The organism is Pseudomonas moorei (assembly GCF_042846945.1).
Lineage (GTDB): Bacteria > Pseudomonadota > Gammaproteobacteria > Pseudomonadales > Pseudomonadaceae > Aquipseudomonas > Aquipseudomonas moorei.
Genome location: NZ_AP035776.1, coordinates 1,275,833 through 1,300,470, shown reverse-complemented (window position 1 = coordinate 1,300,470; position 24,638 = coordinate 1,275,833). Strand labels below are relative to the sequence as shown.

Annotated in this window: 22 protein-coding genes and 1 pseudogene; 16 read left to right on the top strand and 7 right to left on the bottom strand. The window is 58.2% G+C overall.

The annotated features are described in order from the left end of the window. The first annotated feature begins 55 nt into the window (after positions 1-55). The 4 genes from fmt (at position 56) to ACGJAX_RS06155 (ending at position 4,205) form a co-directional block, all read left to right on the top strand. Complete coding sequence (fmt, locus tag ACGJAX_RS06170) at positions 56-1,015, top strand: methionyl-tRNA formyltransferase (RefSeq protein WP_390957888.1); 960 nt, start codon at positions 56-58, stop codon at positions 1,013-1,015. Next, a complete protein-coding gene (gene rsmB, locus ACGJAX_RS06165; protein ID WP_390957886.1) occupies positions 1,012-2,322 on the top strand; it encodes a 16S rRNA (cytosine(967)-C(5))-methyltransferase RsmB in 1,311 nt (436 codons plus the stop codon). The genes fmt and rsmB overlap by 4 nt, the downstream gene beginning before the upstream one ends. A 22-nt stretch (positions 2,323-2,344) precedes the next feature. Further along, positions 2,345-3,718 (top strand): Trk system potassium transporter TrkA, encoded by a 1,374-nt coding sequence (gene trkA, locus ACGJAX_RS06160; protein ID WP_247255205.1) that lies wholly within the window; start codon positions 2,345-2,347, stop codon positions 3,716-3,718. A gap of 172 nt (positions 3,719-3,890) precedes the next feature. After that, positions 3,891-4,205: a tetratricopeptide repeat protein gene (locus ACGJAX_RS06155; RefSeq protein ID WP_247255206.1), complete on the top strand. Its 315-nt coding sequence runs from the start codon at positions 3,891-3,893 to the stop codon at positions 4,203-4,205. On the opposite strand, the gene ACGJAX_RS06150 is transcribed toward ACGJAX_RS06155, so the two are convergent. After that, entirely contained in the window at positions 4,206-4,445 is a 240-nt protein-coding gene (locus tag ACGJAX_RS06150) for a PilZ domain-containing protein (protein WP_090326978.1), read from the bottom strand. A gap of 56 nt (positions 4,446-4,501) precedes the next feature. Between ACGJAX_RS06150 and ACGJAX_RS06145 the strand changes: the two are divergent. Beyond that, positions 4,502-4,582, top strand: a pseudogene (locus ACGJAX_RS06145) (outer membrane lipoprotein carrier protein LolA); the annotation flags it as partial. Positions 4,583-4,605: 23 nt separating this feature from the next. Here ACGJAX_RS06145 and ACGJAX_RS06140 read toward each other — a convergent pair. Then, complete coding sequence (locus tag ACGJAX_RS06140) at positions 4,606-5,493, bottom strand: lysophospholipid acyltransferase (RefSeq protein WP_247255207.1); 888 nt, start codon at positions 5,491-5,493, stop codon at positions 4,606-4,608. Positions 5,494-5,533: 40 nt separating this feature from the next. Next, entirely contained in the window at positions 5,534-6,091 is a 558-nt protein-coding gene (gene tag, locus ACGJAX_RS06135) for a DNA-3-methyladenine glycosylase I (protein ID WP_090326974.1), read from the bottom strand. Positions 6,092-6,172: 81 nt separating this feature from the next. Here tag and glyQ point away from each other — a divergent pair, with 81 nt between their 5' ends. The 4 genes from glyQ (at position 6,173) to ACGJAX_RS06115 (ending at position 10,582) form a co-directional block, all read left to right on the top strand. Next, on the top strand, positions 6,173-7,126 hold the full coding sequence (gene glyQ, locus ACGJAX_RS06130; RefSeq protein ID WP_003213601.1) for a glycine--tRNA ligase subunit alpha: 954 nt from the start codon (positions 6,173-6,175) through the stop codon (positions 7,124-7,126). Further along, the gene (gene glyS, locus ACGJAX_RS06125) at positions 7,123-9,177 is read left to right on the top strand and encodes a glycine--tRNA ligase subunit beta (RefSeq protein WP_390957882.1); all 2,055 of its coding nucleotides are present in this window, start codon (positions 7,123-7,125) and stop codon (positions 9,175-9,177) included. Before glyQ ends, glyS begins: the two co-directional genes overlap by 4 nt. Before the next feature lie 4 nt (positions 9,178-9,181). Further along, positions 9,182-9,721, top strand: coding sequence for a D-glycero-beta-D-manno-heptose 1,7-bisphosphate 7-phosphatase (gene gmhB / locus ACGJAX_RS06120; RefSeq protein ID WP_162842401.1), 540 nt, complete (start codon positions 9,182-9,184; stop codon positions 9,719-9,721). Positions 9,722-9,802: 81 nt separating this feature from the next. Then, the gene (locus ACGJAX_RS06115; protein ID WP_247255210.1) at positions 9,803-10,582 is read left to right on the top strand and encodes a 1-acyl-sn-glycerol-3-phosphate acyltransferase; all 780 of its coding nucleotides are present in this window, start codon (positions 9,803-9,805) and stop codon (positions 10,580-10,582) included. Between the two features lie 256 nt (positions 10,583-10,838). On the opposite strand, the gene gyrB is transcribed toward ACGJAX_RS06115, so the two are convergent. The 4 genes from gyrB to dnaA are packed head-to-tail and all read right to left on the bottom strand — an operon-like array spanning position 10,839 to position 17,046. Next, entirely contained in the window at positions 10,839-13,256 is a 2,418-nt protein-coding gene (gene gyrB, locus ACGJAX_RS06110) for a DNA topoisomerase (ATP-hydrolyzing) subunit B (protein WP_090327618.1), read from the bottom strand. A gap of 5 nt (positions 13,257-13,261) precedes the next feature. Beyond that, entirely contained in the window at positions 13,262-14,365 is a 1,104-nt protein-coding gene (recF, locus tag ACGJAX_RS06105; protein ID WP_248914603.1) for a DNA replication/repair protein RecF, read from the bottom strand. Between the two features lie 20 nt (positions 14,366-14,385). Next, positions 14,386-15,489, bottom strand: coding sequence for a DNA polymerase III subunit beta (dnaN, locus tag ACGJAX_RS06100; RefSeq protein WP_090326964.1), 1,104 nt, complete (start codon positions 15,487-15,489; stop codon positions 14,386-14,388). Positions 15,490-15,528: 39 nt separating this feature from the next. Continuing rightward, a complete protein-coding gene (gene dnaA / locus ACGJAX_RS06095; RefSeq protein WP_390957879.1) occupies positions 15,529-17,046 on the bottom strand; it encodes a chromosomal replication initiator protein DnaA in 1,518 nt (505 codons plus the stop codon). A 566-nt stretch (positions 17,047-17,612) separates the two neighbouring features. Between dnaA and rpmH the strand changes: the two genes are divergently transcribed. The 7 genes from rpmH (at position 17,613) to rsmG (ending at position 24,627) form a co-directional block, all read left to right on the top strand. After that, entirely contained in the window at positions 17,613-17,747 is a 135-nt protein-coding gene (gene rpmH, locus ACGJAX_RS06090) for a 50S ribosomal protein L34 (RefSeq protein ID WP_003213577.1), read from the top strand. 16 nt (positions 17,748-17,763) lie between these two features. Further along, positions 17,764-18,165 carry a ribonuclease P protein component gene (gene rnpA, locus ACGJAX_RS06085; RefSeq protein ID WP_027926203.1) on the top strand — a complete coding sequence of 134 codons (402 nt, stop codon included), beginning with the start codon at positions 17,764-17,766 and terminating at the stop codon, positions 18,163-18,165. After that, positions 18,158-18,403 (top strand): membrane protein insertion efficiency factor YidD, encoded by a 246-nt coding sequence (yidD, locus tag ACGJAX_RS06080; protein WP_003213574.1) that lies wholly within the window; start codon positions 18,158-18,160, stop codon positions 18,401-18,403. Before rnpA ends, yidD begins: the two co-directional genes overlap by 8 nt. A 2-nt stretch (positions 18,404-18,405) precedes the next feature. After that, positions 18,406-20,085 carry a membrane protein insertase YidC gene (gene yidC / locus ACGJAX_RS06075; protein WP_247255213.1) on the top strand — a complete coding sequence of 560 codons (1,680 nt, stop codon included), beginning with the start codon at positions 18,406-18,408 and terminating at the stop codon, positions 20,083-20,085. Between the two features lie 79 nt (positions 20,086-20,164). After that, the gene (mnmE, locus tag ACGJAX_RS06070; RefSeq protein ID WP_390957874.1) at positions 20,165-21,535 is read left to right on the top strand and encodes a tRNA uridine-5-carboxymethylaminomethyl(34) synthesis GTPase MnmE; all 1,371 of its coding nucleotides are present in this window, start codon (positions 20,165-20,167) and stop codon (positions 21,533-21,535) included. A 552-nt stretch (positions 21,536-22,087) separates the two neighbouring features. After that, positions 22,088-23,986 (top strand): tRNA uridine-5-carboxymethylaminomethyl(34) synthesis enzyme MnmG, encoded by a 1,899-nt coding sequence (gene mnmG / locus ACGJAX_RS06065; RefSeq protein WP_390957872.1) that lies wholly within the window; start codon positions 22,088-22,090, stop codon positions 23,984-23,986. Continuing rightward, a complete protein-coding gene (gene rsmG / locus ACGJAX_RS06060) occupies positions 23,983-24,627 on the top strand; it encodes a 16S rRNA (guanine(527)-N(7))-methyltransferase RsmG (RefSeq protein ID WP_090326944.1) in 645 nt (214 codons plus the stop codon). Before mnmG ends, rsmG begins: the two co-directional genes overlap by 4 nt. Positions 24,628-24,638: the final 11 nt, after the last annotated feature.

Genomic DNA, 24,638 nt, shown 5'->3' with positions numbered 1-24,638 from the left:
GCTTGCTGCGGCAAGCCTTTTTCTTTTCAAGATGCTTTGCACTAGAGAGCCCTTCATGACTGAGCCACTGCGCATCGTCTTTGCCGGCACCCCGGAATTCGCCGCTGAACACCTCAAGGCCCTGTTGAACAGCCCTTACGAGATCGTTGCGGTCTACACCCAACCGGATCGTCCGGCAGGTCGTGGACAGAAGCTGATGCCGAGCCCGGTCAAGCAGCTTGCTCTGGAAAACAATCTCCCGGTGCTGCAACCGCCCACGCTGCGCAACGAAGACGCCCAGGCTGAACTGGCCGCACTGAAACCGGACCTGATGGTGGTGGTGGCCTACGGCCTGATCCTGCCGCAAGTGGTGCTGGATATTCCGCGCCTGGGCTGCATCAACAGCCACGCCTCGCTGCTGCCACGCTGGCGCGGTGCGGCGCCGATCCAGCGCGCCGTGCAAGCGGGCGACGCCGAAAGCGGCGTGACCGTGATGCGCATGGAAGCGGGGCTCGACACCGGGCCGATGTTGCTCAAGGTCATCACGCCGATCAGCGCCGAAGACACCGGCGGCAGCCTGCACGATCGCCTGGCCGAAATGGGGCCGCCTGCGGTGATTCAAGCCATTGCCGGCCTCGCTGCCGGCACGCTGGAAGGCGAAGTGCAGGACGACAGCCTGGCCACCTATGCACACAAATTGAACAAGGACGAAGCCCGCATTGACTGGACCCGCCCGGCGATTGAGCTGGAACGCCTGGTCCGGGCCTTCAACCCATGGCCGATCACCCACAGCACCTTGAACGGCGAAGCGCTGAAAGTGTTGGCCGCGAGCCTCGCGCAAGGGAAGGGCACACCGGGTGAAATCCTTAGCGCCAGCAAGGACGGGCTGATCGTCGCCTGTGGTGAGCAGGCGCTGTGCCTGACACGCCTGCAATTGCCCGGCGGCAAAGCACTGAACTTCAGCGACTTGTTCAACAGCCGTCGTGAGAAATTCGCGGTGGGCACCGTCCTCGGTCATACGGCGGACGCTCAATGAACCCGCGTCTGGCCGCCGCCAAGGCACTGGCTGCTGTTCTCAGCGGCAAAGCCTCACTCAACAGTTCGCTGCCCACGCAAATGGACAAGGTCGAAGATCGCGATCGCGGTTTCACCCAGGACCTGGCGTTCGGCACCGCGCGCTGGCAGCCGCGGTTGTCGGCACTGGCGGCCAAACTGTTGCAGAAGCCTTTCAAGGCAGCGGACGCCGATGTTGAAGCCTTGTTGCTGGTCGGCCTCTACCAGTTGCTCTACACCCGTGTGCCGGCCCACGCCGCCATCGGTGAGACCGTCGGTTGCGCCGACAAGCTGAAAAAACCCTGGGCCAAAGCCTTGCTCAACGCCGTGCTACGCCGCGCCCAACGGGAAAGCGAAGCGCTGCTGGCGGAGCTGGAACACGACCCGGTGGTGCGCACCGCTCACCCGCGCTGGCTGCAAAAGTCCCTGAAGGCGTTCTGGCCGGAACAATGGGAAGCCATTTGCGCAGCGAACAACGCGCACCCGCCGATGATCCTTCGCGTGAATCGTCGCCATCACACCCGCGACGCCTACCTCGGCTTGCTGAGCGAGGCCGGCATTGCCGCCAGTGCGTGCCTTTACAGCCGTGACGGCATCATCCTCGACGCCGCCACCGACGTGCGCAGCCTGCCCGGTTTCGCCGAAGGCTGGATCAGCGTGCAGGATGAAGCGGCGCAACTGGCCGCCGATCTGCTTGACCTCGCACCCGGTCAGCGGGTGCTGGACGCCTGCTGTGCACCGGGGGGCAAAACCTGCCACATCCTCGAAGCCGAGCCGGCATTGGCAGGCGTGGTGGCCGTGGATCTGGAAGCCAAACGCCTGGTCCGCGTGCGTGAAAACCTCGAACGCCTTGGCCTGAGCGCCGAGCTGATCGCTGCGGACGGTCGCGACACCGCCACCTGGTGGGATGGCAAGCCGTTCCAGCGCATCCTGCTCGACGCCCCGTGCTCGGCCACTGGCGTGATTCGTCGTCATCCGGACATCAAGCTCACCCGCCAACCCGATGACATCACCGCGCTGGCACTGCTGCAAGGCGAGCTGCTGGATGCCCTGTGGAAAACCCTGGAGGTCGGCGGCATTTTGCTCTACGCCACCTGCTCCACACTGCCGACCGAGAACACCGAAGTCATCGAAGCGTTCCTTGCCCGCACGCCGGGCGCCCGTGAACTGGACCTCGCGACCGCGGCCGGGATAAAGCAACCTCATGGTCGCCAATTGCTCGCTCAGGAAGGCGGACACGACGGCTTCTATTACGCCAAGCTGATCAAGATCGCCGCCGCGCGCGGTTAACCGGATTCAATGGAGTGACTGGATGAAAATCATCATCCTCGGTGCGGGGCAGGTCGGCGGTTCGCTGGCGGAACATCTGGCCAGCGAAGCCAACGACATCACGGTGGTCGACACCGACGGCGAGCGTCTGCGCGATCTCGGTGATCGCCTGGACATCCGCACGGTCCAGGGTCGCGGCTCACTGCCGACGGTACTGCGCCAGGCTGGAGCGGACGACGCCGACATGCTGGTGGCCGTGACCAACAGTGACGAGACCAATATGGTCGCCTGCCAGGTCGCCCACACCCTGTTCCACACCCCCACCAAAATCGCCCGCGTGCGCGAAGCGGCGTACCTCACGCGCTCCGAACTGTTCGATAACGACGCGATTCCGGTGGACGTGCTGATCAGCCCGGAACAAGTGGTCACCAACTACATCAAACGCCTGATCCAGCACCCGGGTGCTTTGCAGGTGATCGACTTCGCCGAAGGCAAGGCACAACTGGTCGCGGTGCGGGCCTATTACGGCGGGCCACTGGTGGGTCAACAACTGCGGCAATTGCGCGAGCACATGCCGAATGTCGAAACCCGCGTGGCGGCCATTTTCCGTCGCGATCGCCCGATCCTGCCCCAAGGCGACACGGTGATCGAAGCGGACGACGAAGTGTTTTTCATCGCGGCCAAAGCGAACATTCGCGCGGTGATGAGTGAAATGCGCCGTCTGGACGAGACCTACAAACGCATCGTCATCGCCGGCGGCGGGCAGATCGGTGAGCGACTGGCCGAAGCCATCGAAAGCCGTTACCAGGTGAAGATCATCGAGATGAATCCGGCACGCTGCCGCCATCTCTCGGACACCCTCGACAGCACCGTCGTGCTGCAGGGCAGCGCCTCCGACCGCGACCTGTTGATGGAAGAAAACATTGCTGATGCGGACATTTTCCTGGCCCTGACCAACGACGACGAAGCCAACATCATGTCGTCACTACTGGCCAAACGCCTGGGCGCGAAGAAGGTGATGACCATCATCAACAACCCGGCGTATGTGGATCTGATCCAGGGTGGCGATATCGACATCGCCATCAGTCCGCAACTGGCAACCATTGGCACCTTGCTGGCCCACGTGCGGCGCGGCGACATCGTCAGCGTGCACTCGCTACGCCGGGGCGCGGCCGAAGCCATCGAGGCGATTGCCCACGGCGATGCGAAATCGAGCAAGGTCATCGGCAAAGCCATCGAGAACATCGGCCTGCCGCCGGGCGCTACCATCGGGGCGATCATCCGCGACGAGGAAGTGATCATTGCCCACGATGACACGGTGATCGCGGCGGGGGACCATGTGATTTTGTTCCTTGTGGATAAGAAGCATATTCGTGATGTGGAAAAACTGTTCCATGTGGGGCTGAGCTTTTTCTGAGGTTTGCAGCGGCTGTACGGGCCCCGATCGATGGCAAGCCAGCCAAAATTTTTTCGATTGTTCACAAACGTCATGTACATCTGAGAACCCTGTGGGAGCTGGCTTGCCAGCGATGGCGGTTTCAAAGATACAAATAACGTCCCCTGACACTCCTCATGCAAGGAATCCACCCATGATCGAATCCCTGGAAAAAATGCTCGCCAAGGGTGTGGATAACTCATTGCTGCGCTTCGGCCTGGGCAAGGGTTACCTGGATCTGGGGGAGAACGCCAAGGCTGTGGAACATTTCCAGCGTTGCGTCGAGATTGATCCGAAGTATTCGGCAGCGTGGAAGTTATTGGGCAAGGCCCACCTGGCGCTGGAGAACCATCCCGCCGCGCGTCGGGCCTGGGAGCAGGGCCTGGAAGCCGCCAAAGCCCATGGCGACAAACAGGCCGAGAAGGAAATGACGGTGTTCCTGAAAAAGCTCGATCGTCACGCGCACTGATCAGAGATAACGCAAACCAATGCCTTCGGCATCCACTTGTACCACTTCCATGCGCACACGCGGCGCGCCTGTGGGCAAGTCCTGCACCTGCCCGTAAACCACCGCGCCCCTGGGTAGAGCCGACAATGCCGGATGCTTGACGTAGACACCCGTGGTCGACAGGTTGCGCGTCTGGCCCAGGCATTCACCAACGGTTTCGTGACTGATCTTGATGCGAAATGATTTACGGTGTTCGGACATCTACTGCGCCCTTATGAACGTGTTGTGGATAACCTGTAGGAGCGAGCCTGCTCGCGATGGTCGTGAACGATGACGCGGAAAGTCTGATTCCCCGTGGTGCCCTCAGGTCCATCGCGAGCAGGCTCGCTCCTACAGTTATCCACAGATTGTGCCAATTGTTTCAATACCAGCGCTCTTCACCTGGCGGGCGCTTCTTGAAGCGTTTCATGCTCCACATGTACTGGCTCGGATACGCCCGCACATAGCGCTCAACCACCTTGCTCATGGCGGCACAGGACTCCTCGGTGTCGGTGCTGTACATGGCTTCCGGCGCGGCTTCGAGGATCACTTTGTAGCCCGAACCGTCTGGCAGGCGCAGGGCGTGCAGGAACACGCCGACCGCTTTGCCGCCCGCGAGCATGTTCGGCACGAATTTGCTGGTCAAAGCCTGGGTGGCGAAGAACGGCACGAAGATCCCGGCGGATTCGGCCGGTTCCGGGTCGGCGGGGATGCCCACTGCACCACCTTTGCGCACTTCCTTGATAACGCTGAGGATGCCTTCCTTGGTGGAAGCGGCCACTTTGTTGCCCAGTTGCACCCGCTGCTTTTGCAGTAATTCATCCACCGCCTTCAATTTCGGCGGGCGGTAGAAAATGATCGGTTTGCACTGGCTGCAATAAAAGTGGTTGAGCACTTCCCAGTTGCCCAGATGGCTGGTGATGCCGACCACGCCTTTGCCGGAGGCCAGGGCGTCTTTCAAAATATCGAGGCCTTCAACTTCGCGCACCAGATCGATGGAGCGCTGGGCTGGCCAGATCCAGGCGCAGGCGCTTTCTGTCAGGGACTTGCCGATGTCTTTCAGACTCTGGCCCACCAGACGCTCACGTTCGGCGGGGTCCATTTCCGGAAAACATTTGGCCAGGTTGATCCGCACCACGTCGCGTGAACGGTTAGGGGTTTTCCACATCACCCAGCCAATCGCCGAGCCGACAGCCTGCACCGCCCGCCACGGGAGCAGGGCAAACAGCCGCAGAGCGCCTACCAGCAAGGCGCCTTTAAACTTATCCACAGGTCACTCCTGATCTTGTGCTGTGCGCGAGGCGGCTATTCTAACCGCCGTTCGCCAGCTGCGCGTAGCGGTCGCAATCGCGGGTGTGATCCATGACCATGCCCGAAGCCTGCATCAGCGCGTAGCAAATGGTCGGGCCTACGAAGGTGAAGCCGGCCTTTTTCAGGCCTTTGCTCATCTCCACCGCCTCGGGTGTGATGGCCGGGACTTCGGTGCGATCCTTGAAATGATTGACCTTCGGAACACCGCCGACATATGACCAGAGAAGCTCGACAGGGTCTTCCAGCGCCAGCCAGGCCTGGGCGTTGCGCCGGGCCGCGTTGAGCTTGAGGCGATTGCGAATGATGCCCGGATCGAGCATCAGATCATCGATTTCAGCATCACTCATCTGGGCCACGCGCTGCACGTCAAAGCCATACAGCACCCGGCGATAGTGTTCGCGTTTGCGCAATACGGTGATCCAGGAAAGCCCGGCCTGGAACCCTTCGAGCAAAAGCAACTCGAACAATCCCTGCGCATCGCGTAGCGGCGTGCCCCACTCCTGATCGTGATAAGCCATGTACAGCGGATCTTCGGAACACCAAAAGCAGCGTGGCATAAGGCTCCAGGGGGCGTGCGCAGCAACGAATCGGGTATACTCCCGCTCTTTAAATCGCAGCCCAAGAAACAGGTGAATTTCGTGAGCCAGCCTACGCCAGCCGTGCGTACCTTCCAAGACTTGATCCTCGCCCTCCAGCAATACTGGGCCGAGCAAGGTTGTGTGGTACTTCAGCCCTACGATATGGAAGTAGGCGCCGGCACTTTCCACACCGCAACATTCCTGCGCGCCATTGGCCCGGAAACCTGGAACGCCGCCTATGTGCAGCCAAGCCGTCGCCCGACTGACGGCCGCTATGGCGAAAACCCGAACCGTCTGCAGCACTACTACCAGTTCCAGGTAGTCCTGAAGCCGAACCCGGACAACTTCCAGGAGCTGTACCTGGGCTCCCTCAAGCACGTGGGCCTGGACCCATTGGTGCACGACATCCGCTTCGTCGAAGATAACTGGGAATCGCCGACCCTCGGCGCCTGGGGTCTGGGCTGGGAAGTCTGGCTCAACGGCATGGAAGTGACGCAGTTCACTTACTTCCAGCAAGCGGGCGGCATCGAGTGCTACCCGGTGACGGGCGAGATCACTTACGGCCTGGAACGTCTGGCCATGTACCTGCAAGGCGTGGACTCGGTCTACGACCTGGTCTGGGCTGACGGTCCGTTCGGCAAAGTGACCTACGGCGACGTGTTCCACCAGAACGAAGTGGAGCAGTCGACCTACAACTTCGAACACGCCAACGTCGAGAAGCTGTTCGAGCTATTCGATTTCTATGAAAGCGAAGCCAAGCGCCTGATCGAACTCGACCAGCCGCTGCCGTTGCCGAGCTACGAAATGGTGTTGAAGGCCTCCCATACCTTCAACCTGCTGGATGCGCGCCGGGCAATCTCGGTAACCGCGCGTCAGCAATACATTCTGCGTGTGCGCACCCTGGCGCGTTCCGTGGCGCAAGCCTACCTGCTGGCTCGCGCCAAGCTGGGCTTCCCGATGGCAACCCCGGACCTGCGTGATGAAGTACTGGCCAAGCTGGAGGCAGCACAATGAGTGCTCTGGATTTTCTGGTTGAACTGGGCACTGAAGAACTGCCACCCAAAGCCCTGAACACCCTGGCCGAAGCGTTTCTGGCCGGTATCGACAAGGGCCTGCAAGCGGCCGGCCTGAACTACGAGACCAAAACCGTTTATGCCGCGCCGCGTCGTCTGGCCGTGCTGATCACCTCGCTGGCCACTCAGCAGCCCGATCGCAGCATCAACCTCGATGGCCCGCCACGTCAGGCCGCGTTCGATGCCGAAGGCAATCCGACCCAAGCGGCACTGGGCTTTGCCAAGAAGTGCGGCGTCGACCTGAGCGAAATCGATCAGAGCGGCCCGAAACTGCGCTACAGCCAAAACATCGCCGGCAAGCCGACCGCGAGCCTGCTGCCGACCATCGTCGAAGATTCCCTGAATGACCTGCCGATTCCCAAGCGCATGCGCTGGGGTGCTCGCAAGGAAGAATTCGTTCGCCCGACCCAATGGCTGGTAATGCTGCTCGGTGACCAGGTCATCGACTGCACCATCCTCGCCCAGAAGGCCGGCCGCGACTCCCGTGGTCACCGCTTCCATCACCCGCAAAACGTGCGCATCGGTTCGCCGTCCAGCTACCTGGCTGACCTGCGCGCCGCTTACGTCCTGGCTGACGCAAACGAGCGTCGCGACATCATCAGCAAGCGCACCGAAGAGCTGGCAACCCGTCAGGAAGGCACCGCGATCGTGCCGCCGGACCTGCTCGACGAAGTGACCGCGCTGGTTGAATGGCCGGTGCCGCTGGTGTGCTCGTTCGAAGAGCGCTTCCTTGAAGTGCCGCAAGAAGCCTTGATCACCACCATGCAGGACAACCAGAAGTATTTCTGCCTGCTGGATGCCGACGGCAAGTTGCTGCCACGCTTCATTACCGTGGCCAACATCGAGAGCAAGGACCCGCAGCAGATCATCGCCGGTAACGAGAAAGTGGTTCGTCCACGCCTGACCGACGCCGAGTTCTTCTTCAAGCAAGACAAGAAGCAGCAACTCGAAGACTTCAACCTGCGCCTGCAAAACGTGGTGTTCCAGGAAAAACTCGGCAGCGTCTATGACAAGGCCGAACGTGTTTCCAAACTGGCTGCGTTCATCGCTCAGCGCATCGGCGGCAACGCCGCGTGGGCTGCCCGCGCAGGCCTGCTGTCCAAGTGCGACCTGGCGACCGAAATGGTCGGCGAGTTCCCGGAGATGCAGGGTGTCGCCGGCTACTATTACGCCCTCAACGATGGCGAGCCGGAAGACGTTGCACTGGCGCTGAACGAGCAATACATGCCTCGCGGTGCCGGCGCCGAGCTGCCGACCACCCTGACCGGTGCGGCCGTGGCCATCGCTGACAAACTGGATACCCTGGTCGGTATTTTCGGCATCGGCATGCTGCCAACCGGCAGTAAAGATCCGTATGCCTTGCGCCGTGCCGCATTGGGCGTATTGCGCATCCTGATCGACAAGAAACTCGACCTCGACCTGACCGACGCCGTGGCTTTCGCCGTGAATGCGTTCGGTGCCAAGGTCAAGGCTAGCGGCCTGAACGACGTGGTACTGGAGTTCATCTTCGACCGTCTGCGTGCTCGTTATGAAGACGAAGGTGTCGACGTCGCGACCTACCTGTCGGTGCGCGCCCTGAAGCCGGGTTCGGCCCTGGACTTCGACCAGCGCGTACAAGCAGTGGAAGCCTTCCGCAAGTTACCGGAAGCCGCTGCCCTGGCCGCGGTGAACAAACGCGTTTCGAATCTGCTGAGCAAAGTGGAAGGCTCCGTGCCGACCGTCGTGGAAGCCAAGTACTTCGACAATGCCAACGAGTTCTCCCTGTACTCGGCGATCCAGCAGGCAGACCAGGCTGTTCAACCGATGGCTGCAGCGCGTCAGTACAGCGAATCCCTGGCACGCCTGGCCGCCTTGCGCGAGCCGGTGGATGCGTTCTTCGAAGCGGTGATGGTCAACGCGGAAGACGCGAAAGTTCGCGCCAACCGTTATGCGTTGCTGGCGCGTCTGCGGGGACTGTTCCTCGGCGTCGCCGATATTTCATTGCTGGGCTGAGGGACTGCTGTTGAAACTGCTGATACTCGATCGGGACGGGGTGATCAATTACGACTCCGACGCTTACATCAAGTCAGTGGAGGAGTGGATACCGCTCCCCGGTTCGATCGAAGCCATCGCGCAGTTGAGCAAGGCCGGCTGGACGGTAGCGGTGGCTACCAACCAGTCCGGCATCGCTCGCGGCTATTACGACATCGCTACCCTGGACGCCATGCACGAGCGCTTGCGCTCGCTGGTGGCGGAGCAGGGCGGCGAAGTCGGCTTGATCGTCTACTGCCCGCATGGGCCGGACGAAGGCTGCGATTGCCGCAAGCCAAAACCCGGGATGTTGAAAAACATCGCCGCACATTACAACGTATCGCTGACTAATCTATGGTTCGTCGGCGATAGTCTCGGTGACCTGGAAGCCGCCAAAGCCGTCGATTCTCAGCCAGTTTTAGTTAAGACCGGAAAGGGCGAAAAGACTTTGGGCAAGAGCCTGCCGGTGGGCACTTTGATTTTCGACGATCTGGCGGCGATTGCCGCAGAACTTATCAACAATTAGAGCGCTCTCGAACTCCTGACCAGGGAATGTTCGGGAGTGCGCTTGAACAGTCGGGCAGTGCCCGTAACGGTAAACGTCGCCATGTCGATACTGCAGGCCATCAGAACCTTCCTCTTTTACCTGCTGCTGGGCACCAGCTCCTTGCTGTGGTGCAGCCTGAGCTTTTTTATCGCGCCATTTCTGCCGTTCAAGGCGCGCTATCGCTTCATCAACGTTTATTGGTGTCGCTGCGCCTTGTGGCTGAGCAAGGTGTTTCTGGGTATCAGCTACGAGGTGAAGGGCGCCGAGAACGTACCAGACCGGCCCTGCGTGATTCAGTCGAACCACCAGAGCACCTGGGAGACGTTCTTTCTCTCGGCCTACTTCGAACCTTTGAGCCAGGTGCTCAAGCGTGAGTTGCTCTATGTGCCGTTCTTCGGCTGGGCCATGGCCATGCTGCGTCCGATTGCCATCGACCGGGACAACCCGAAAGCCGCCCTCAAGCATGTAGCGAAGAAAGGCGACGAGCTGCTCAAGGACAATGTCTGGGTGCTGATCTTTCCCGAAGGTACACGCGTCCCTTACGGCACCATCGGCAAATTCTCCCGCGGCGGATCCGCTTTGGCGGTGAATGCTGATCTGCCAGTGCTACCCATTGCGCACAATGCCGGCAAGTTCTGGCCGAAAACCGGTTGGGCGAAAAAGCAGGGTGTCATCACCGTAATCATCGGAGCCCCCATGTATGCAGAAGGCAATGGACCTCGATCCATTGCCGATTTGAATGATCGGGTCCAGGCCTGGAACGAGCAGATGCAACGGGAAATGGGCTCGCTGCCACCCGCTCCACAAGCGCCACTGGCCAATGACCAGGTGGCTGTCTGAGCTTCTGTGGATAACCTGTGTACCGTTTGTTCAAAAAGCGTCGAATATTGTTTTTAACTTACTGATTTATATAGATATTTTAAAAACACAAAAAAAACCGAAAAACGTGCATAAGTTTTTTTCGGGCGCAAAAAAACCGGCTGATATAGCCGGTTTTTTTATGCCTGCGAGATGGCTGTTTCAATCATTTGGTTCTGCAACAAAAAAGGCCAACGCATGACGTTGGCCTTTTTCGTTTGACGAGTTAAACGAGGAATCAGAAGTCCAGGTTGGAAACCGCCAGGGCGTTGCTTTCGATGAAGTCACGGCGAGGTTCGACCGCATCACCCATCAGGGTGTTGAAGATCTGATCTGCACCAATGGCGTCTTCGATCGTGACTTTGAGCATACGGCGCGAGCTTGGGTCCATGGTGGTTTCCCACAGCTGATCCGGGTTCATCTCGCCCAGACCTTTGTATCGCTGGATGGTGTGGCGCTTGGTGCTTTCGGCCATCAACCACTCAAGGGCTTCCTTGAACTCGGTAACCTGCTTCTTGCGCTCACCACGCTGGATGTACGCGCCCTCGTCCAGCAAGGTGCTCAGTTGGGCCCCCAGGGAAACAACGGTCTTGTAGTCGTTGCTGCCGAAGAAGTCGCGGTTGAAGGTGACGTAGTTCGACAGGCCGTGGGAGATCAGCTCGACCTCAGGCAGCCATACGTTACGCTCACGGTCTTCGCGCAGGCTGGCCTTGTAGACCAGGCCGGACTTCTCGACGGTACGCAGACGCACTTCGTACTGGGCCAGCCAATCCTGCATCGCTGCGTGATCGGACAGTTGCTCCAGGCTGACGGCAGGCAGGTAGATGAAGTGCTCGGTCAGTTCCTGTGGATACAGACGCGAGAGACGCTTGAGGGTCTTCATCACCAGGCGGAAGTCGTTCACCAGGCGCTCAAGGGCTTCGCCGGAGATACCCGGCGCTTCCTCGTTCAAGTGCAGGCTCGCATCTTCCAGGGCCGACTGCGTCATGTACTCTTCCATGGCGTCGTCGTCTTTGATGTATTGCTCTTGCTTGCCTTTCTTGACCTTGTACAACGGTGGCTGAGCGATGTAGATGTAGCCACGCTCGATCAGCTCCGGCAACTGACGGAAGAAGAAGGTCAGCAGCAGGGTACGGATGTGCGAACCGTCGACGTCAGCGTCGGTCATGATGATGATGTTGTGATAGCGCAGCTTGTCGATGTTGTACTCATCGCGACCGATGCCGCAACCCAGCGCAGTGATCAAGGTGCCCACTTCCTGGGAAGAGATCATCTTGTCGAAACGCGCTTTTTCGACGTTCAGGATCTTGCCCTTCAGGGGCAGAATCGCCTGGGTCTTGCGGTTACGACCCTGCTTGGCGGAACCGCCAGCAGAGTCACCTTCCACGAGGTACAGTTCAGACAGGGCAGGGTCCTTTTCCTGGCAGTCAGCCAGTTTGCCCGGCAGGCCCGCGATATCCAGCGCGCCTTTACGACGGGTCATCTCACGAGCCTTGCGCGCCGCTTCACGGGCACGGGCGGCGTCGATCATCTTGCCGACCACGAGTTTGGCTTCGTTCGGGTTTTCCAGCAGGAAGTCGGAGAAGTACTTGCCCATTTCCTGTTCGACCGCTGTCTTCACTTCGGAAGACACCAGCTTGTCTTTGGTCTGGGAGCTGAACTTCGGATCAGGCACTTTCACCGAAATGATCGCGGTCAGGCCTTCACGGGCATCGTCGCCAGTGGTGGCAACTTTATGCTTCTTCGCCAGGCCTTCGGCTTCAATGTAGGTGTTCAGGTTACGCGTCAGTGCGGAACGGAAACCCACCAGGTGAGTACCGCCATCGCGCTGTGGAATGTTGTTGGTGAAGCACAACAGGTTCTCGTTGAAGCTGTCGTTCCACTGCAGGGCGATTTCCACGCCAATGCCGTCTTCACGCTGGATGTTGAAGTGGAACACCTGGTTGACCGGCGTCTTGTTGGTGTTCAGGTATTCAACGAACGCCCGCAGACCACCTTCGTACTTGAACAGTTCTTCCTTGCCGCTGCGCTCATCCTTGAGGACGATGCCGACACCGGAGTTGAGGAAGGACAGTTCACGAATCCGCTTGGCCAGGATGTCCCAGCTGAAGTGGATGTTCTTGAAGGTTTCGCTGGAAGCCTTGAAGTGGATCTGGGTACCGGTGGTTTCACTGTCACCGACGATTTTCATCGGTTCCTGCGGAACGCCATGCACGTAAGTCTGTTCCCAGATCTTGCCGCTGCGACGTACCGTCAGGACCAGCTGTTCGGACAATGCGTTTACAACCGACACACCTACACCGTGCAGACCGCCGGATACTTTGTAGGAGTTGTCATCAAACTTACCGCCGGCGTGCAGCACGGTCATGATGACCTCGGCTGCCGAAACGCCTTCTTCTTTGTGCACGTCTACCGGGATGCCACGGCCGTTGTCACGAACGGTGATGGATTCATCCGGGTGGATGATGATACTGATGTCGTCGCAGTGGCCGGCCAGCGCTTCGTCGATCGAGTTATCGACCACCTCGAACACCATGTGGTGCAGACCGCTGCCATCGTCGGTGTCACCAATGTACATACCGGGACGTTTGCGTACGGCATCCAGGCCTTTCAGCACTTTAATGCTCGTTGAGTCGTACGTATTTTCTTCGCTCAATGCCTTCACTCCCGATGGTCGTGGGTCTGGGTGATACGGCCCTGTTCCACGTGGAACAGAGCGACTGGCGTTTCCGTCTGCCAGCCTTCCCTCAATAATTCGTGATCTACACAGGTGATAAACACCTGGCAGCGTAAGTCTTCCAGCAAGCGGCAAAGCGCGCGGCGGTGTTGCTCGTCCAGTTCGGACGGCAAGTCATCCACCAGATAAATACACTGACCGCGACGGGCCTGGCTGACCAGGTGCCCTTGGGCAATCCGCAATGCACAGACAACCAGCTTTTGCTGGCCGCGGGACAATATATCCGCGGCATTATGAGCGCCCAATCTGAGGCGCAAATCAGCGCGTTGTGGTCCGGCCTGGGTATGCCCTATTTGCTGATCCCGCTGAAGGGACCCGGCAAGCACAGCGCTCAGCTCACGGTCCTTATCCCAACCTCGGTAATAGCTGAGCGTTAAGCCCTCGAGATCAACCAGTTCGCTCAAGGTCTGTTCAAAGACTGGTTTCAAGGCTTTGATGTAAGCGCGGCGGTATTCATCAATTTCAGCGCTGGCCTGGCACAGTTCCCTGTCCCAAACCGCTTGCGAAACGGCGTCAAGTGTACCATGCCGCAGCCAAGAGTTTCTCTGGCGCAGGGCCTTCTGCAAGCGCTGCCAGGTGGACATGAAACGAGGTTCCACGTGGAACACGCCCCAGTCGAGAAACTGTCGACGAATCTTAGGCGCGCCTTCCAGCAAGCGAAAACTGTCGGGGTTGATCAACTGCAAAGGCAGGATCTCTGCCAGTTGCGCCGCGCTACGGGCATTCTGGCCGTCGATGCGGATCTGGAACTCCCCTTGGCGATCGCGAGAGATACCCAATGCGCTGTGCCCACCCTCGGCAAGCTCTACCTGCCCGAACACCGTGCAAGCCAATTGCTCGTACTGAATGACTGGTAACAGACGGGTGCTGCGAAACGAACGGGCAAGCCCCAGCAGGTGTATGGCTTCCAGAACACTGGTTTTGCCGCTGCCGTTGGCGCCGTAAAGAATGTTGATTCGGGGGGAGGGGGAGAAGGTCACCGGGTGCAGATTACGCACCGCGGTGACCGAGACGCGACTTAAGGACATCTAGCTTCTGCTGAGCATGATTACAGACGCATCGGCATGACAACGTAGGCCGAATCGTCGTTGTCGGACTCTTGCACCAGCGCGCTGCTGTTGGAGTCGGACAGGATCAGACGAACCTGCTCGGTGGTCATCACGCCCAGTACGTCGAGCAAGTAGCTGACGTTGAAGCCGATCTCAAGGGAGCCGCCGTTGTATTCAACGCCGACTTCTTCCTCCGCCTCTTCCTGCTCCGGGTTGTTCGCCTGGATCTTCAGTTGACCATTGGCCAGTTGCAGGCGGATGCCGCGGTATTTCTCGTTGGACAGAATCGCGGTACGGCTGAAGGCTTCGCGCAATGCCTGGCGGTCGCCGAGTACCAGCTTGTCACCGCCTTTCGGCAGAACGCGCTCGTAATCCGGGAATTTACCGTCGACCAGTTTGGAGGTGAAGGTGAACTCGCCAGTGGTGGCACGAATGTGATGCTGACCCAGGACAATGCTGACGATGCCGTCCGGCTCGGTCAGGAGGCGGGCAAGTTCAAGAATACCTTTGCGCGGTACGATGACCTGATGGCGATCCGGCTGACCGATATCGGCCTGCATCGAGCACATGGCCAGACGATGGCCGTCAGTGGCGACAGCGCGAATGACACCGGCAGAAACTTCAAGCAGCATGCCGTTCAGGTAGTAACGCACGTCCTGCTGGGCCATGGCGAAACTGGTGCGCTCGATGAGGCGACGCAGTTTGCTTTGCTCCAGGCTGCAGGTCAGCGAACCCGGGCCTTCTTCAACCGTCGGGAAATCATTGGCCGGCAGGGTCGACAGGGTAAAGCGGCTACGTCCGGCCTTTACCACCAGCTTCTGCTCGTCGACCTTGATATCGATCAGCGCATCGTTCGGCAGGCTTTTGCAAATATCCATCAGTTTGCGCGCAGGCACGGTGATGGAACCTGGTTCGGCAGGCTCTTCGAGTTGAACACGACCGACCAGCTCGACTTCCAGGTCGGTACCGGTCAGCGACAGTTGCTGGCCTTCGACAACCAGCAGCACGTTGGAGAGCACCGGCAAGGTCTGGCGGCGCTCGACGACGCCTGCGACCAGTTGCAGGGGTTTCAACAGGGCTTCGCGTTGAATGGTGAAATGCATGGTCTAGTCCCTTGCCTTAATAAGCTGCGCTGGTGTTCATCAAGTGGTCAGTGTACGCAGCAGGTTCTTGTAGTCCTCGCGGATGTCCGCGTCGGATTCCTTAAGTTCGTTGATCTTGCGGCAGGCGTGCAACACCGTCGTGTGATCGCGACCGCCAAACACATCGCCAATTTCCGGCAGGCTGTGGTTGGTCAGCTCCTTGGACAACGCCATCGCGACCTGACGCGGACGGGCGACCGAACGCGAACGGCGTTTGGACAGCAAGTCAGAGATCTTGATCTTGTAGTACTCGGCGACAGTGCGCTGAATGTTATCCACAGAGACCAGTTTATCTTGCAGCGCCAGCAAGTCTTTCAGGGATTCACGAATCAACTCGATGGTGATGTCGCGCCCCATGAAGTGCGAGTGGGCAATCACGCGTTTTAGCGCGCCTTCCAGCTCCCGGACGTTCGAGCGAATACGCTGGGCAATGAAGAACGCCGCATCATGGGGCAGTTCGACCTTGGCCTGGTCGGCCTTTTTCATCAGGATCGCCACACGGGTTTCCAGCTCGGGAGGCTCGACGGCTACCGTCAGGCCCCAGCCGAAGCGGGATTTCAGGCGCTCTTCAAGGCCTTCGATTTCCTTCGGGTAGCGGTCACTGGTGAGAATGACCTGCTGACCACCTTCAAGCAGTGCGTTGAAGGTATGGAAAAACTCTTCCTGGGAACGTTCCTTGCGGGCGAAGAACTGAATGTCGTCGATCAGCAAGGCGTCCACCGAACGGTAGAAACGCTTGAACTCGTTGATCGCGTTCAGTTGCAGGGCCTTGACCATGTCGGCCACGAAGCGTTCGGAATGCAGATACACGACCTTGGCATTCGGGTTCTTCTTTAATAGATGGTTACCCACAGCGTGCATCAAGTGGGTTTTACCCAAACCCACACCACCATAAAGGAAGAGCGGGTTGTAACCGTGCTTGGGGTTGTCCGCCACTTGCCAGGCCGCAGCCCGGGCCAGTTGGTTGGATTTGCCCTCAACGAAGTTTTCGAAGGTGAAGGTACGGTTCAGGTAGCTGGTGTGCTTGAGCGCGCCTTCAACCTGCACGGTGCGTTGTTCAGAACGAACCGGTGCCTGCTGGGAGCTGGCGCCAGCCATCGGATCGAAACTGTCGCGCGAAGGCTCTTCTTCAGTGACCTCGGCCACTTTTTGCGTGGCACGCTTGGTTGGAGCCGCCGCCGGTGGTGGTGCGCTGGCCGGTGCAGCCGCAGCCTGAGCCTGGGAGGCCGCAGCCGCCAGCGGAGCATTCGGCGCGGCACGCGGCGCCGAGCTGCGTTTGCTGCCTATTAATAAGGAAAGCGCTGGCGCCATGCCATTGCCATGCTCGTCCAGCAACTCCAGGACGCGGCTCAGGTACTTTTCGTTGACCCAGTCCAGCACAAAACGATTGGGTGCATAGACACGCAACTCGTCGCCTTCAGCTTCGACCTGTAGTGGACGGATCCAAGTGTTGAATTGTTGGGCAGGCAGCTCATCGCGCAAAAGCTCCACGCACTGCTGCCAAAGTTCCACTGACACGGATATCCCCTAAGTTGAAAGCCGGTGAGGCAAAAACAAGCGGCCATTGTAGCGACCAGACGCCGACTTATCCACATGAAGGTTGATCACCAGCCAAGAAGAATCAACGTTTTATACGCAAAAAAGACGACCAATGGTCTGTGAATAAGCTCTGTGGATAACCGGGTCTGAGCTCATTGCACAACTGGGGGTGAAAGTCGGTGGATAACCTGCCTGTGGATAAGGCACTCTTTCGCCCACAGGTTATCCGACAGTGCAGCACAGGCTGAACACGGTTTTCCACTGTAGTTGTCATTCTCTGTACATCACGTGTTAAAAGGCCTGAAGCCAGTTATCCACAGATGACCGCGACCCTAGCTTTTATAAGCTTTACAGAAAAGCTTTAAATACTTTCCTTCTTTAATTTTATGTTTGGCGAAGGAAGGTCGCGCTGCAAAACGTCCGAAGATCTATTTATAAGAAACGTTGGTTGGAAATTGACCTAGAGGCTTGCTTTCTCTAGAATCCCCGGTCTCTTAAAACGGGGGCCATTCCGGCCCGTTGTGGACGAACCAGGTAACACGACAATGAAACGTACTTTCCAACCAAGCACTATCAAACGCGCTCGTACCCACGGTTTCCGTGCTCGCATGGCTACCAAGAACGGTCGTGCCGTCCTGTCGCGTCGTCGCGCCAAAGGTCGTGCGCGTCTGGCAGTTTGATAATCCGGCACTGGAGGTGAGTCAGGACTTCAGTCGGGAAAAGCGTCTGCTTACTCCCCGGCATTTCAAGGCAGTCTTTGACTCCCCTACCGGCAAGGTTCCGGGGAAAAATCTCCTGCTCCTTGCGCGCAACAACGATCTTGATCACCCCCGTCTCGGGCTGGTTATCGGGAAAAAGAGCGTAAAGCTCTCCGTCGAGCGCAATCGCCTCAAACGTCTGATGCGCGAATCGTTTCGCCTGCACCAGGATTCACTGGTCGGTTGGGACATTGTTATCGTCGCGCGCAAAGGTTTAGGTGACGTAGAAAACCCCGAATTGATTCAGCATTTCGGCAAGCTCTGGAAACGACTGGCACGCAGCACGCCGGTACCAGCAGTGAAAACCGAAACTGTAGGGGTAGACAGTCCAGATGCGTAAACTGGCACTCGTTCCGATCCAGTTTTACCGCTATGCCATTAGTCCCCTGATGGCCAATCACTGTCGTTTCTACCCCAGTTGTTCCTGCTACGCGTTAGAAGCCATCGAAAATCATGGCCTCCTGCGCGGTGGCTGGCTGACCTTTCGTCGTTTAGGTCGCTGTCATCCGTGGAATCCCGGTGGTTATGACCCGGTTCCACCTATCCCTACCTCCCGTTCTTCTTCGATGGCCGAGTAATCATGGATATCAAACGCACGATCCTGATCGTCGCCCTGGCAATCGTGTCCTACGTTATGGTTCTTAAATGGAACCAGGACTATGGCCAGGCTGCCCTGCCGACTCAGAATGTTGCTTCCAGTACTTCCGCACCGGGCCTCCCGGATACGGCAACTGGCAATAAAGCGTCCGTCAGTGACGACATTCCACGCGCCGCAAACGATACCAGCGCACCTGCCGAAACTCCGGTAGCGGCAAGCACCGACCTCATCCAGATCAAAACGGATGTGCTCGATCTGGCTATCGATCCACAAGGTGGTGATGTTGCGCAGCTGAAATTGCCGCTGTATCCACGTCGCCAGGACCATCCGGAAATCCCATTCCAGCTGTTCGATAACGGCAACGAGCGGACTTATCTGGCTCAGAGTGGCTTGATCGGAAGCAACGGCCCGGACGCAAGTCCTGCCGGTCGTCCGGTTTACTCCTCGGAGAAGAAGATCTATCAACTGGCTGATGGTCAGGACCAATTGGTCGTGGACCTGAAGTTCAGCAAGGACGGCGTCAATTACATCAAGCGTTTCACCCTGAAGCGTGGCCTGTATGACGTCACCGTTTCCTACCTGATCGACAACGAAAGCACTCAGCCGTGGTCCGGTGCAATGTTCGCGCAATTGAAGCGTGACGCCAGCGCCGATCCGTCTTCCAGCACCGCCACCGGTACCGCGACTTACCTGGGTGCTGCCCTGTGGACAAGTTCCGAGCCGTACAAGAAAGTGTCCATGAAGGACATGGACAAAGGACAGCTGAAAGAAAACGTTACCGGCGGTTGGGTAGCCTGGCTGCAACACTACTTCGTGACTGCCTGGATTCCGGCCAAGGGCGAAAACAACGTCGTCCAGACCCGTAAAGACAGCAAAGGCAACTACATCATTGGCTACACCGGTCCATCCTTGACCGTTGCGCCAGGTGCCAAGGCTGAAACCAGCGCTGTTTTGTACGCAGGTCCGAAAAGCCAGGCTGTGCTGAAACAGTTGTCCCCAGGTCTGGAGCTGACCGTTGACTACGGCATTCTGTGGTTCATCGCTCAACCGATTTTCTGGCTGCTGCAACATATCCACGCCATTGTGGGTAACTGGGGCTTCTCGATCATTTTCCTGACCATGCTGATCAAGGGGCTTTTCTTCCCGTTGTCGGCCGCCAGCTACAAATCCATGGCGCGCATGCGTGCAGTGGCCCCAAGACTGGCCGCGCTGAAAGAGCAACATGGCGATGACCGGCAGAAAATGTCGCAGGCCATGATGGAGCTGTACAAGAAAGAGAAGATCAATCCGCTGGGTGGTTGCTTGCCAATCCTCGTGCAGATGCCGGTTTTCCTATCGCTGTACTGGGTTCTGCTGGAAAGCGTCGAAATGCGTCAGGCTCCGTTCATCCTGTGGATTACAGACCTGTCGATCAAGGATCCGTTCTTCATTCTGCCGATCATCATGGGTGCAACCATGTTCATCCAGCAGCAGTTGAACCCGACACCGCCGGATCCGATGCAGGCCAAAGTGATGAAGCTGATGCCAATCATCTTCACCTTCTTCTTCCTTTGGTTCCCGGCTGGTCTGGTGCTGTACTGGGTAGTGAACAACTGCCTGTCCATCGCCCAACAGTGGTACATCACTCGTAAGATCGAAGCAGCTACCAAAGCGGCTGCCTGACTTACACTGTGGATAACCACTCAAGACGCCCCCTAGTGGGGCGTTTTGCTATCTGTCACTTTTGTCTGGATACCGGTTTATGAGCGCTCCTCGTGAAACCATCGCCGCCGTCGCCACCGCCCAAGGTCGCGGAGGCGTTGGCATCGTCCGCATTTCCGGGCCGTTGGCCAGTGCTGCGGCAAAGGCCTTCAGTGGTCGTGAGCTCAAGCCAAGATTTGCTCATTACGGGCCATTCCTCGGCGCCAACGATGAGGTGCTGGACCAAGGCATCGTGCTGTATTTCCCGGGCCCCAACTCGTTCACCGGCGAAGATGTCCTGGAATTGCAGGGGCACGGTGGCCCTATTGTTCTGGATATGCTGCTCAAGCGCTGCCTGGAATTGGGCTGTCGCCTCGCCCGGCCGGGTGAATTCAGCGAGCGCGCTTTCCTGAACGACAAACTCGACCTGGCCCAGGCCGAAGCGATTGCTGACTTGATCGAAGCCAGTTCGGCCCAGGCGGCCCGAAATGCGCTGCGTTCCCTGCAGGGGGCATTCTCGGCGCGTGTGCATAACCTCACGGAACAACTGATCGGCTTGCGGATTTATGTCGAAGCCGCCATCGACTTCCCTGAAGAAGAAATCGATTTCCTCGCCGATGGCCACGTATTGAGCATGCTCGACAAGGTACGCGACGAGTTATCCACCGTAATGCGCGAAGCCGGGCAGGGCGCGTTGTTACGTGATGGCATGACCGTTGTCATTGCCGGCCGACCGAATGCCGGCAAATCCAGTCTGCTCAACGCCCTGGCTGGTCGTGAAGCGGCAATCGTGACTGAAATTGCCGGCACTACCCGCGACGTACTGCGCGAACATATCCACATCGATGGCATGCCCCTGCATGTCGTCGACACGGCGGGACTGCGTGACACCGATGATCATGTGGAAAAGATCGGTGTAGAGCGGGCATTGAAAGCCATTGGCGAGGCAGATCGCGTATTGCTGGTCGTCGATGCCACGGCCCCCGAAGCAGTGGATCCCTTCGCACTGTGGCCGGAATTCCTCGAAACCCGCCCCGATCCGGCAAAGGTCACGCTGATCCGCAACAAGGCAGACCTCACGGGTGAAGCGATCGCCATGGATGTCAGTGACGATGGCCATGTCACCATCAGCCTGAGCGCCAAGTCCGCAGGCGCAGGGCTGGAGCTGCTGCGCGATCACCTCAAGGCCTGCATGGGTTATGAACAGACCTCGGAAAGCAGCTTCAGCGCGCGCCGGCGTCATCTTGAGGCATTGCGACATGCCAGCGCTTCCCTTGAGCACGGTCGCGCTCAACTGACATTGGCGGGTGCTGGAGAATTGCTCGCCGAAGATTTGCGCCTGGCTCAGCAATTTTTGGGCGAAATCACCGGCGCCTTCAGCTCCGATGACTTGTTGGGCCGGATCTTCTCCAGCTTCTGCATCGGTAAATAACCCCCCCTCGTTGTCCACAGACAGGCCATTCGTGCCTGTCTGTTCTCCCTTTTTTCCACACCAGCCTGCTATGCCGAGCGGAGTTTTTCCGCGCTGGCGGATTTTCTGTGCCCTGGATTTGCTCAATCAGCTGTTTTCTGTGGATTAAGCCCTGTGAATAACCGCCGCTAAGGGCAGTTGATAACAAGGCCCGAAAACTGAAGATAACCGCCTCTGTGGATAACCACTACTTTAATCCACAGGCTTACACCGGTTATCCAAGGACCTCCTTGGCACATGACCACAGGGTTTTGAATCGCTGTACACATCGAAAATAAAGGGCTACGTCGATCTATCCACAGAAAGGCAGGTCAGTAGAAATAAACATAAAAACAAAGATTTAATAAATTTCTCTCTTTTTAATTTCTATAACTCCGACTTCTCCACAGCTGGTTAATTTTTGTGCAAAGGGTTCTTTAGGAAGGGGGAAGTCCCTATACTTGTCGACCAGGTCCAAAAACCTGAGCTCAAACTATTCCTGAATTACCTACTTAAGCAGGCACGAGGTGCGTGGTGGATTTCCCTTCCCGTTTTGAAGTGATCGTCATCGGCGGCGGTCATGCCGGTACCGAGGCAGCACTGGCCTCAGCACGAATGGGGGTGAAAACCCTGTTGCTGACGCATAACGTGGAAACCCTCGGTGCCATGAGCTGCAACCCCGCTATTGGCGGCATTGGCAAAAGCCATCTGGTCAAGGAAATCGACGCCCTGGGCGGTGCGATGGCCCTGGCCACCGATAAAGGTGGTATTCAATTTCGCGTATTGAACAGCCGCAAAGGCCCAGCCGTGCGCGCCACTCGCGCTCAGGCCGATCGGATTCTCTACAAGGCTGCTGTCCGAGAAATTCTGGAAAACCAGCCGAACCTGTGGATATTTCAACAGGCAGCAGACGATCTGATCGTCGAGCAGGAGCAAGTACGCGGCGTAGTGACCCAGATGGGCCTGCGTTTCCTGGCGGATTCAGTGGTTTTGACCACGGGTACGTTCCTGGGTGGACTTATCCACATCGGTCTGCAGAATTTTTCTGGTGGTCGCGCCGGTGATCCACCGTCCATTGCCCTGGCTCACCGTCTGCGTGAACTGCCGCTGCGCGTCGGTCGCCTGAAAACCGGTACGCCGCCGCGTATTGACGCCCGCTCTGTGGATTTCTCGGTGATGACCGAGCAAGCCGGCGATACGCCAATCCCGGTGATGTCGTTCATGGGCAACAAGGAACAGCATCCACGCCAAGTCAGTTGCTGGATTACCCACACAAACGCCCGCACCCACGAAATCATTGCCGCGAACCTCGACCGTTCGCCGATGTATTCCGCTGCCGGTGAGATCGAAGGCATCGGCCCGCGTTATTGCCCGTCGATCGAAGACAAGATCCATCGCTTTGCCGATAAGGAAAGCCATCAGGTTTTCATCGAACCGGAAGGTCTGACGACAAACGAGCTGTACCCGAACGGGATATCCACATCCTTGCCGTTCGACGTCCAGCTGCAAATCGTGCAATCGATCCGTGGCATGGAAAACGCGCATATCGTGCGTCCGGGCTACGCCATCGAATACGACTACTTCGATCCGCGGGACCTGAAATACAGCCTGGAAACCAAGGTGATCGGCGGTCTCTTCTTCGCCGGACAGATCAATGGCACCACCGGTTACGAAGAAGCCGGCGCCCAGGGTTTGTTGGCCGGGACCAACGCAGCACTGCGTGCGCAGGGCAAAGATGCCTGGTGCCCGCGTCGCGATGAAGCCTACATCGGCGTGTTGGTCGACGACCTGATTACCCTCGGTACTCAAGAACCGTATCGGATGTTCACTTCTCGTGCTGAATACCGTTTGATCTTGCGCGAAGACAACGCCGACCTGCGTTTGACCGAAAAAGGTCGCGAACTGGGTCTGGTGGATGACATCCGCTGGGCGGCTTTCTGCAAAAAGCGCGAAAGCATCGAACTGGAAGAGCAGCGCCTGAAAAGCACCTGGGTACGCCCGGGCACTGAGCAAGGTGATGCGATTGCAGAGAAATTCGGTACGCCGCTGACCCACGAATACAACTTGCTGAATCTCTTGAGCCGTCCGGAAATCGACTACGCTGGTCTGATCGCAGTGACCGGTGGGGGCGCAGACGATCCACAGGTCGCCGAACAGGTCGAAATCAAGACCAAGTACGCCGGTTACATCGATCGCCAACAGGATGAAATCGCTCGTCTGCGGGCCAGTGAAGACACCAAACTGCCTGTGGATATCGATTACACGAACATTTCCGGTCTCTCCAAAGAGATCCAGAGCAAGCTCGGTGCGACTCGCCCGGAAACCCTGGGTCAGGCTTCGCGTATTCCGGGCGTTACGCCGGCAGCCATTTCGCTGTTGATGATTCATTTGAAAAAACGCGGCGCGGGCCGTCAGTTGGAGCAAAGCGCTTGAGTTCGTTGGTCACCTCGCAACATGCAGAAGAGTTATCCACAGGTGCTCGCCAGCTCGGTGTTGCTCTGACCGAAACCCAGCATGCGCAGTTGCTGGGTTATCTGGCCCTGTTGATCAAATGGAACAAGGCTTACAACCTGACCGCCGTGCGCGATCCGGACGAGATGGTGTCCCGTCACTTGCTCGATAGTCTGAGCGTGATGTCGTTCATCGAAAACGGTCGCTGGCTCGACGTGGGCAGCGGCGGCGGCATGCCGGGGATTCCATTGGCGATCCTGTTTCCAGAGTCCCAGGTGACCTGCCTGGACAGCAACGGCAAGAAAACCCGCTTCCTGACCCAGGTCAAACTCGAACTCAAACTGGATAACCTGCAAGTTATCCACAGTCGTGTCGAAGCCTTCCAGCCTGCTCAGCCATTCAACGGGATCATTTCCCGGGCGTTCAGCAGCATGGAGAACTTCACCAACTGGACTCGCCACCTCGGCGACACCGATACACGTTGGCTGGCAATGAAGGGCGTTCATCCCGCCGATGAGCTGGTAGCATTGCCGGCAGACTTCCACCTCGATAGCGAACACGCCCTGGCCGTACCCGGTTGCCAAGGCCAACGCCATCTGCTGATACTGCGCCGCACGGCATGATTGGGAACACA

Coding starts and splice junctions, on each gene's coding strand:
- fmt (WP_390957888.1), top strand. CDS start 56: ATGACTGAGCCACTGCGCATCGTCTTTGCCGGCACCCCGGAATTCGCC.
- rsmB (WP_390957886.1), top strand. CDS start 1,012: ATGAACCCGCGTCTGGCCGCCGCCAAGGCACTGGCTGCTGTTCTCAGC.
- trkA (WP_247255205.1), top strand. CDS start 2,345: ATGAAAATCATCATCCTCGGTGCGGGGCAGGTCGGCGGTTCGCTGGCG.
- ACGJAX_RS06155 (WP_247255206.1), top strand. CDS start 3,891: ATGATCGAATCCCTGGAAAAAATGCTCGCCAAGGGTGTGGATAACTCA.
- ACGJAX_RS06150 (WP_090326978.1), bottom strand. CDS start 4,445: ATGTCCGAACACCGTAAATCATTTCGCATCAAGATCAGTCACGAAACC.
- tag (WP_090326974.1), bottom strand. CDS start 6,091: ATGCCACGCTGCTTTTGGTGTTCCGAAGATCCGCTGTACATGGCTTAT.
- glyS (WP_390957882.1), top strand. CDS start 7,123: ATGAGTGCTCTGGATTTTCTGGTTGAACTGGGCACTGAAGAACTGCCA.
- ACGJAX_RS06115 (WP_247255210.1), top strand. CDS start 9,803: ATGTCGATACTGCAGGCCATCAGAACCTTCCTCTTTTACCTGCTGCTG.
- recF (WP_248914603.1), bottom strand. CDS start 14,365: ATGTCCTTAAGTCGCGTCTCGGTCACCGCGGTGCGTAATCTGCACCCG.
- dnaN (WP_090326964.1), bottom strand. CDS start 15,489: ATGCATTTCACCATTCAACGCGAAGCCCTGTTGAAACCCCTGCAACTG.
- rpmH (WP_003213577.1), top strand. CDS start 17,613: ATGAAACGTACTTTCCAACCAAGCACTATCAAACGCGCTCGTACCCAC.
- yidD (WP_003213574.1), top strand. CDS start 18,158: ATGCGTAAACTGGCACTCGTTCCGATCCAGTTTTACCGCTATGCCATT.
- yidC (WP_247255213.1), top strand. CDS start 18,406: ATGGATATCAAACGCACGATCCTGATCGTCGCCCTGGCAATCGTGTCC.
- mnmE (WP_390957874.1), top strand. CDS start 20,165: ATGAGCGCTCCTCGTGAAACCATCGCCGCCGTCGCCACCGCCCAAGGT.